General features: G+C 77.1%; 1 protein-coding gene. It reads left to right on the top strand.

Annotated elements, in window-relative coordinates:
• Positions 1-8,766, top strand: an 8,766-nt coding sequence (locus tag ACFVXK_RS34405; RefSeq protein WP_389619896.1) for a type I polyketide synthase, incomplete at both ends; no start/stop codon positions are given.

Below are 8,766 nucleotides of genomic sequence, written 5' to 3'. Positions count from 1 at the left end.
ACCCTCGGCCACGCCATCGCCGGCCGCGCCGGCACCCTCGGCTCCGCCATCGCCGACCGGGCGGCGGCCCTCGTCGGCAGCGGCAGCGGCAGCGGCAGCGGCGGCGTCGACGGTGCGCCGGAAGCCGCGACCGGCGCCCCGGACGGCGCGCGCCCCCTCGTCGCCTGGCCGCTCTCCGCCAAGACCCCGGCCGCCCTCGCCGCGCAGGCCGCCCGGCTCCGTACCCACCTGGCCGCCCTGCCGGCCGCGCCCGGCGCCACCGCCCCGACGGCCGTCGACATCGCCCACTCCCTCGCCACCACCCGCACCGCCTTCGCCCACCGCGCCGTCCTCCTCGCGGCCGACCGGGCGGCCCTGGACCGGGCCCTGGACTTCCTCGCCGACGCGGACGCCGGACCCGGCGCACCCGCCCCCGAGGGCACCGACGTGGTGCGCGCCACCGCCGCCGACACCCTCCGGCCCGCGTTCGTCTTCCCCGGCCAGGGCTCCCAGTGGGCCGGCATGGCCGTCGAACTCCTCGACACCGCCCCCGTCTTCGCCGCCCGCATCCACGCGTGCGAGGAGGCCCTCGCCCCACACGTCGACTGGTCCCTGACCGAGGTCCTGCGCGGCGCCCCCGGCGCCCCCGGCTTCGACCGGGTCGACGTCGTCCAGCCCGTCCTGTTCGCGGTGATGGTCTCGCTGGCCGAACTGTGGCGCTCCTACGGGGTGCACCCCTCGGCCGTCGCCGGACACAGCCAGGGCGAGATCGCCGCCGCGGCCGTCGTCGGCGCCCTCAGCCTGGAGGACGCCGCGAAGGTCGTCGCCCTGCGCAGCCGGGCCCTGATCGCCCTGTCCGGCCGGGGCGGCATGCTCTCCGTCTCCCTGCCCCTCGACCGCCTCACCCCCCGGATGGCCGCCTGGGGCGAGCGGCTCTCCGTCGCGGCCGTCAACAGCCCGTCCTCCATCGTCGTGTCCGGCGACGGCGACGCCCTCGCCGAGCTCCGCGACGCCCTGGACGCCGACGGGATCCGGGCCCGGCTGATCGCCGTGGACTACGCGTCCCACTCCGCGCACGTCGAAGAGGTCCGCGAACAGGTCCTCGAAGCGCTCGCCGACATCACCCCCCGCGCCTCCGAGGTGCCGTTCTATTCCACCGTCACCGGCGGCGCCCTCGACACCGACCGGCTCGACGCCGACTACTGGTACCGCAGCCTGCGCCACACCGTCCGCTTCGACGAGGCCACCCGCGCCCTGGTCCGCGACGGACACGGCGCCCTCATCGAGGTCAGCGCCCACCCGGTGCTGACCGTCGGCATCCAGGAGACCCTCGACGACCTGGGCGGCGCAGGGGTCGCCCTCGCCACCCTGCGCCGCGGCGAAGGCGGCACCGCCCGCTTCCTGCGCTCCGCCGCCGAGGCCCACGCCCACGGCGTCGCCCTCGACTGGCCGGCCGTCCTCGCCGCCCCGGACGCCCGCCGGATCCCGCTGCCCACGTACGCGTTCCAGCACGAGCGCTACTGGCTGGACGCCCCGCACACCCCGGCCGACGCGGCCGGCCTGGGCCTCGCCCCGGCGGACCACCCCCTGCTGGGCGCCGTCACCACCCTCGCCGACGCCGAGGGCCTGCTCCTGACCGGCCGGCTGTCCACGCGCACCCACCCCTGGCTGGCCGAACACGAGGTGCTGGGCGCGGTCGTCCTCCCCGGCACCGCCTTCGTCGAGCTGGCCGTCCGGGCGGGCGACCACCTCGGCTGCGACCACCTCGCCGAACTCACCCTCCAGGCCCCCCTGGTCCTGCCCGAGCAGGGCGGCGTCCTCGTCCAGGTGGCGGTCGGCCCGGACGACGGTTCCGGCGACCGGCGCTTCGCCGTCCACTCCCGCCCCGACACGGCGGCCGCCGAGGAGACCTGGACCTGCCACGGCACCGGCGTGCTGAACTCCGCCCCCGGCACCCCGCCCCCCGGACCGGACGCCGACTGGCCGCCCGCCGGCGCGGCCCCCGTCGACCTCGGCGGCTTCTACGCCGGGCTCGCCGCCCGCTCCTTCGCCTACGGCCCGGTCTTCCAGGGCCTGCGGGCCGCCTGGCGCCTCGGCGACGAGGTGTTCGCCGAGGTGGCCCTCCCCGAGGACGCCCGCGCCGAAGCCGACCGGTACGGGCTGCACCCGGCCCTGCTGGACGCCGCCCTGCACGCCGTCGGCTTCGGCCCGCTCGGCGACATGGGCACCGGACGGATGGCCTTCTCCTGGGAGGACGTACGCCTGCACGCCGGCGGAGCCACCCGGCTGCGGATCCGGCTGGCCCCGGCCGGCACCGACACCGTGACCCTGACCGCCTCGGACGACACCGGCCGCGCCGTGGCCACCATCGGCGCCCTCGCCTTCCGGGAGGTCCGCGAGGAACACCTGCGGGCCGCGCTCACCGACCACCACACCTCCCTCTACCGGGTCGATTGGCCGGCCCACCCCCTCGCCGACACCGCGCCCCCCGCCGGTCCCTGGGCCCTCATCGGCTCCGCCCCCGGGGCCGGCACCGGGGAGGCGGCCCTCCGCGAGACCGCCGACGCCCTGGAGAGCGGCGGCCCGCGGCCCGACGTCCACCCCGACCTCGCCGCCCTGGCCGCGGCGGTCGCGGCCGGCGCCCCCGTCCCCGCGACCGTGGCCGCCGTCCTGCCCGTGACCGCCGGCGGGGCCGGTGCCGACGCCGTCCGCGAGACCGCCCGGCACGCCCTGACGCTGCTGCGGGACTGGCTGGCCGACGACCGCTTCGCCGCCTCCCGGCTGGTGTTCCTCACCCGCGACGCCGTCGCCGCACCCGGCGGGGACCCCGCCGGCACCCCGGACACCCGCCCCGACCACGCCCCCGTCTGGGGCCTGGTCCGCTCCGCCCAGTCCGAACACGCCGACCGGCTCGTCCTCGCCGACACCGACGGCACCCCGGACTCCCTGCGCCGCCTGCCCGCCGCCCTCGCCACCGGCGAACCCCAACTGGCCCTGCGCGACGGCCGGATGGCCGTACCCCGGCTGGTCCGCGTCCCCGTCGCCGCCGAGCCCGCCACCACCCCCGCCCTCGACCCGGACGGCACCGTACTGATCACCGGAGGCACCGGAGCCCTCGGCCGCCTCGTCGCCGCCCACTTCATCACCACCCACGGCGTCCGCCACATCCTCCTCACCAGCCGCCGCGGCCCCGAGACCGAAGGGGCGGCCGCACTCCGGGAGGAGCTCACCGCCCTCGGCGCGACCGTCACCGTCGCCGCCTGCGACGCCGCCGACCGGGACGCCCTCGCCGCCCTCCTCACGGCCGTCCCCGCCGACCGCCCGCTCACCGCCGTCGTCCACGCCGCCGCCGTCGTCGCCGGCGGACTCGTCGACACCCTCACCCCGGAGGACCTCGACCTGGTCCTGCGCCCCAAGGTCGACGCCGCACTCAACCTCCACGAACTGACCCGCGGCCTGGACCTCGCCGCCTTCGTCCTCTTCTCCTCCCTCGCCGGCACCCTCGGCGGCGCCGGACAGGGCGCCTACGCGGCCGGCAACGCCTTCCTCGACGCCCTCGCCCACCAGCGCCGCGCCCAGGGCCTGCCCGCCTCCGCCCTCGCCTGGGGCGTCTGGGACGAACGCGGCGACCAGACCCGGCTCGCCGACGAGGACCTGCGGCGCATGGCCCGCGCCGGACTGGTCCCGCTCACCGCCGACGAGGGCCTGAGCCTCCTCGACACCGCCCGCACCCTGGACGACGCGGCCCTGGCCCCCGTACGCCTCGACCTGCCCGCACTGCGCCGCCAGTCGGCGGGGCCCGTGCCCGCCCTGCTGCGCGCCCTCGTACGGACCCCCGCCCGCCGCGCCGCCCTCAGCGGCGCACCCGGCCCCGACGGCCTCTCCGCCGAACTGTCCCGGCTGGCGGCCCTGCCGCCCGCCGAGCGCGCGGACACCGTGCTCACCCTCGTACGCAACCAGGTGGCCGCCGTCCTCGGCCACACCACCCCCGGGGCCGTCGACCCCGGCCGGGCCTTCCGGGAACTGGGCTTCGACTCGCTGGCCGCGATGGAACTCCGCAACCGGCTCTCCGCCGCCACCGGCGTCCGCCTGCCCGCCACCGCCGTCTTCGACCACCCCACCCCCAGCGCCCTCGCCGCCCACCTCCTGGAGGAGATCCCCGGCGGCCACCCCGGTACGGCCGTGGTCACCGCCGCGCCCGCAACGCCCGGCCGCGGCGCCGCCACCGGCGCCGAGGAACCCGTCGCCATCGTCGCCATGAGCTGCCGGCTGCCCGGCGAGGTCCGCGGCCCCGAGGACCTCTGGAACCTCCTCGCCGAAGGCACCGACGCCATCACCGGCCTGCCCGCCAACCGCGGCTGGGACCTCGACGCGCTCTACCACCCCGACCCCGACCACCCCGGCACCAGCTACGTCAAGGAAGGCGGGTTCCTGCACGACGCGGACGGGTTCGACCCCGAGTTCTTCGGGATCTCCCCCCGCGAGGCCCTGTCCATGGACCCGCAGCAGCGGCTCCTGCTGGAGACCGCCTGGGAGGCCTTCGAACGGGCCGGGATCGACCCGGCCACCCTGCGCGGCACCCGCACCGGGGTGTTCGCCGGCACCAACGGCCAGGACTACGCCCTCGGCCTCTCCCCGGAACAGGCCGAGGGCATGGAGGGCCACCTCCTCACCGCCAACTCCGCCTCCGTGGTCTCGGGCCGGGTGGCCTACACCTTCGGCCTGGAGGGCCCGGCGGTGACCGTGGACACCGCCTGCTCCTCCTCCCTCGTCGCCCTGCACCTGGCCGCCCAGTCCCTGCGCCGGGGCGAGTGCGACCTGGCCCTCGCGGGCGGGGTCACCGTCATGTCCACCCCGGGCGCCCTCATCGGCTTCAGCCGCCAGCGCGGACTCGCCCCGGACGCCCGCTGCCGCGCCTTCGCCGCCTCCGCGGACGGCACCGGCCTCGCCGAGGGCGCGGGCATGCTCCTGGTGGAACGGCTCTCGGACGCCCGCCGCAACGGCCACCGGGTCCTGGCCGTCGTCCGGGGTTCCGCGATCAACCAGGACGGCGCGTCGAACGGTCTGACCGCGCCGAACGGGCCCGCGCAGCAGCGGGTGATCCGCCAGGCGCTGGCGGACGCGCAACTCTCCGCCGCGGACGTGGACGCCGTCGAGGCGCACGGCACCGGCACCACCCTGGGCGACCCCATCGAGGCCCAGGCCCTGCTCAAGGCCTACGGAACCGGCCGTGAGGCCGACCGGCCGCTGTGGCTGGGCACGGTCAAGTCGAACATCGGGCACACGCAGGCCGCGGCCGGTGTGGCGGGTGTGATCAAGATGGTGTTGGCGATGCGGCACGGGGTGCTGCCGAAGACCCTGCACGTGGACGAGCCTTCCCCGCACGTGGACTGGTCGGCGGGGGAGGTGCGGCTGCTGACCGAGGCGCGTGAGTGGGCGCAGGAGGCGGGCCGTCCGCGCCGGGCGGGTGTCTCCTCGTTCGGCGTCAGCGGCACCAACGCCCACGTCCTCCTCGAAGAGGCCCCGGCGGGCGGCACCCCCACCAGCGAGGAGGACGGCACCCCGGACGGGACCCTCGCGCCGCCGCCCGTCCCCTGGCTGATCTCCGCCAAGGACGAGAACGCCCTGCGGGCCCAGGCGGAACGGCTCCTGGCCCACGTCCGGTCCGCCGACCGGCCCGACACGACCGACATCGCCCTCTCCCTGGCGACCACCCGCGCCGCCTTCCCGCACCGCGCGGTCATCACCGGCCAGGACCGGGACGACCTCCTGCACGCCCTCACCACCCTCGCCCGCGGCGAGACCCCGGGCCCGGAGACCGTACGCGGCACGGCGTCGACGGGGGCCGCCGGACGTACCGCGTTCCTGTTCTCGGGGCAGGGGAGCCAGCGCCTGGGGATGGGGCGTGAACTGTACGAGTTCTTCCCGGTGTTCGCGGCGGCCTTCGACGCCGTGTGCGCCGCTCTGGATCCGCACCTGGAACTTCCCCTGCGGGAGGTGGTGTTCGGTGGGGACGTGGAGTTGCTGGGCGAGACGCGGTTCACCCAGCCGGCGTTGTTCGCGGTCGAGGTGGCGTTGTTCCGGTTGGTGGAGTCCTGGGGCGTCCGCCCCGACTTCCTGGCCGGGCACTCGATCGGGGAGTTCGCCGCCGCGCATGCGGCGGGTGTGCTGTCGCTGGAGGACGCGGCGAGGCTGGTGGCCGCCCGTGGCCGGCTGATGCAGGCACTTCCGTCGGGCGGTGTGATGGTGGCGGTCCAGGCCTCGGAGGAGGAGGTGTGGGAGCTGCTGGCCGGGCTGGAGGGTCGTGCGGGGATCGCTGCCGTCAACGGGCCCACGGCCGTGGTGGTTTCGGGTGCGGAGGACGCGGTGGCGTCGGTCGTGGACCGGCTCGCGGCGGACGGCCGCAAGACGAAGGCCCTGGCGGTCTCCCATGCCTTCCACTCCCCGCTGATGGAGCCGATGCTCGACGCCTTCCGTGAGGCCGTCGAGGAGACCGTGTTCGGGACTCCCGTCCTGCCGGTGGTCTCCACCCTCACCGGGCGGACCGTTGCCGCCGAGGAGTTCTGCTCGGCCGACTACTGGGTGAGCCACGTCCGTGAGGCCGTCCGCTTCGCCGACGCCGTCACCACCCTCGCGGACGAGGGCACCGGCACGTTCCTGGAGATCGGACCGGGCGGCGTCCTGACCGCCCTCACCCAGGAGCTCGTGGACGAGCGGGCCGTCACCGTCGTCCCCGCCCTGCGCGGCGACCTCACGGAGAGCCTGGCCGTCACCACCGCCCTCGCCCGCCTCCACGTCCACGGCACCCCCGTCGACTGGGAAGCCGTGTTCGCCGGACGCGGCGCCCGCCGCGTCGACCTGCCCACCTACCCCTTCCAGCACCAGCCGTACTGGCTGATCCCCGCCGGCCCCGGGGAGACCGGGGCCCGGACGGCGGACCCGGCCGAGGCGGCGTTCTGGGACACCGTCGAGAGCCAGGACCTGGCCGCCCTCGCCGAACGGCTGGAGGTCGCCGGAGACTCCCCGCTCAGCTCCGTACTGCCCGCCCTCTCCAGTTGGCGCCGGCGCCAGCGCAGCCGTTCCGCCGTCGACTCCTGGCGCTACCGGATCTCCTGGCATCCCCTCACCGGCACCCGGGACACCGCCGAACTCACCGGCACCTGGCTGCTCGCCGTCCCCGACGGCGGCGAGGACGGCCCGACGGCCACGGCCGTCTCCGACGCCCTGGCCCGCCACGGCGCCGAGGTCACGCTGCTCCCCGTACGCCCAGACGAGACCCGTGCCGCACTCGCGGCCCGGCTGCGCCGCGCACCCGACGCGGCGGCGCCGGCCGGTGTCCTGTCCCTCCTCGCGCTCACCGACGGCTCCCACCCCGACCACGCCGAACTCCCCGCCGGACTGGCCCTGACCACCCTGCTGGTCCAGGCCCTGGGTGACGCGGAGACCACCGCGCCGCTCTGGTGCGCCACCCGCGGGGCGGTGGCCGTAGGCCGCTCCGACACCCCGGCCGTCCCGGAGCAGGCCACGGTCTGGGGCCTCGGCCGCTCGGCGGCACTCGACCACCCGGACCGCTGGGGCGGACTCGTGGACCTGCCCGCCACCCTGGACGAGCGGGCCGCCCACCGCCTGGTCCGCGTCCTCGCACACGAGAAGGGGGACGAGGACCAGGTCGCGGTCCGGGCCTCCGGGACCTTCGTCCGCCGCCTGTCCCGCGCCCTCGCCCCCGCCCCGGCCCCGTCGGCTCCGGCCGACCGGACCTGGCGTCCGCACGGCACCGTCCTGATCACGGGCGGCACCGGAGCCCTCGGCGCCCACGTCGCCCGCCACCTGGCCCGCGGCGGCGCCGACCACCTGGTCCTCACCAGCCGGCGCGGCCCCGAGGCACCGGGAGCCCGTGAACTCGCCGCCGAGATCGAGGAACTGGGCGCCCGCGTCACGATCACGGCCTGTGACCTCACCGATCGGGAGCAGCTGGCGAAGCTCCTCGGGACCCTCCCGGAGGACCACCACCCGCTCACCGCCGTCGTCCACGCGGCCGGCCTGCCGCAGTTCACCCCGACCGACACCCTGACCCCGGCCGACCTCGCCGCCGTCCTGGCCGCGAAGGCGGCCGGCGCCCGGCACCTCGACGAACTCCTGGCCGACCGGGACCTGGACGCCTTCGTCCTGTTCTCCTCCGTCGCCGCCGCCTGGGGCAGCGGCAGCCAGGCCGCCTACTGCGCCGCCAACGCCCACCTCGACGCACTCGCCGAGCAGCGCCGCGCCCGAGGACTCGCCGCCACCTCCGTCGCCTGGGGCCCCTGGGCCGACGCGGGCATGGCGGGCGGCGAGGAGGCCGAGGCCCACCTGCGCCGGCGCGGACTGCCCGCCATGGCGCCGGACACCGCGATCGCCGCGCTCCAGCGGGCACTCGACCTGGACGAGACCACGGTCGTCGTCGCCGACGTCCACTGGGACCGGTTCGCGCCCGCCTTCACCCTCGCCCGCCCCAGCGCCCTCCTCGCCGACCTGCCCGAGGCCCGCACGGCCCTCGCCGCCACCGGCCCGGCGGCGGACGGCGCGGGCGCGGCCGGCGACGCCGCCCCCTCCCGTGCCGCCGGACTCGCCGCACTCCCGGCTGCCGAACGCCGGCGCGTGCTCCTGGACCTCGTCCGGGCCGAAGTGGCCCGGGCCCTCGGACACTCGGGCCCGTCCGCGGTGGTCGCCGAACGCTCCTTCAAGGACCAGGGCTTAGACACCCTCACCCGCGTCGAACAGCGCCACCGGCTGAGCGGCGCCCCAGTCTCA

The organism is Streptomyces sp. NPDC058157 (assembly GCF_042884105.1).
Classification (GTDB): domain Bacteria; phylum Actinomycetota; class Actinomycetes; order Streptomycetales; family Streptomycetaceae; genus Streptomyces.
This window is presented reverse-complemented; position numbering and strand designations above follow the sequence as displayed.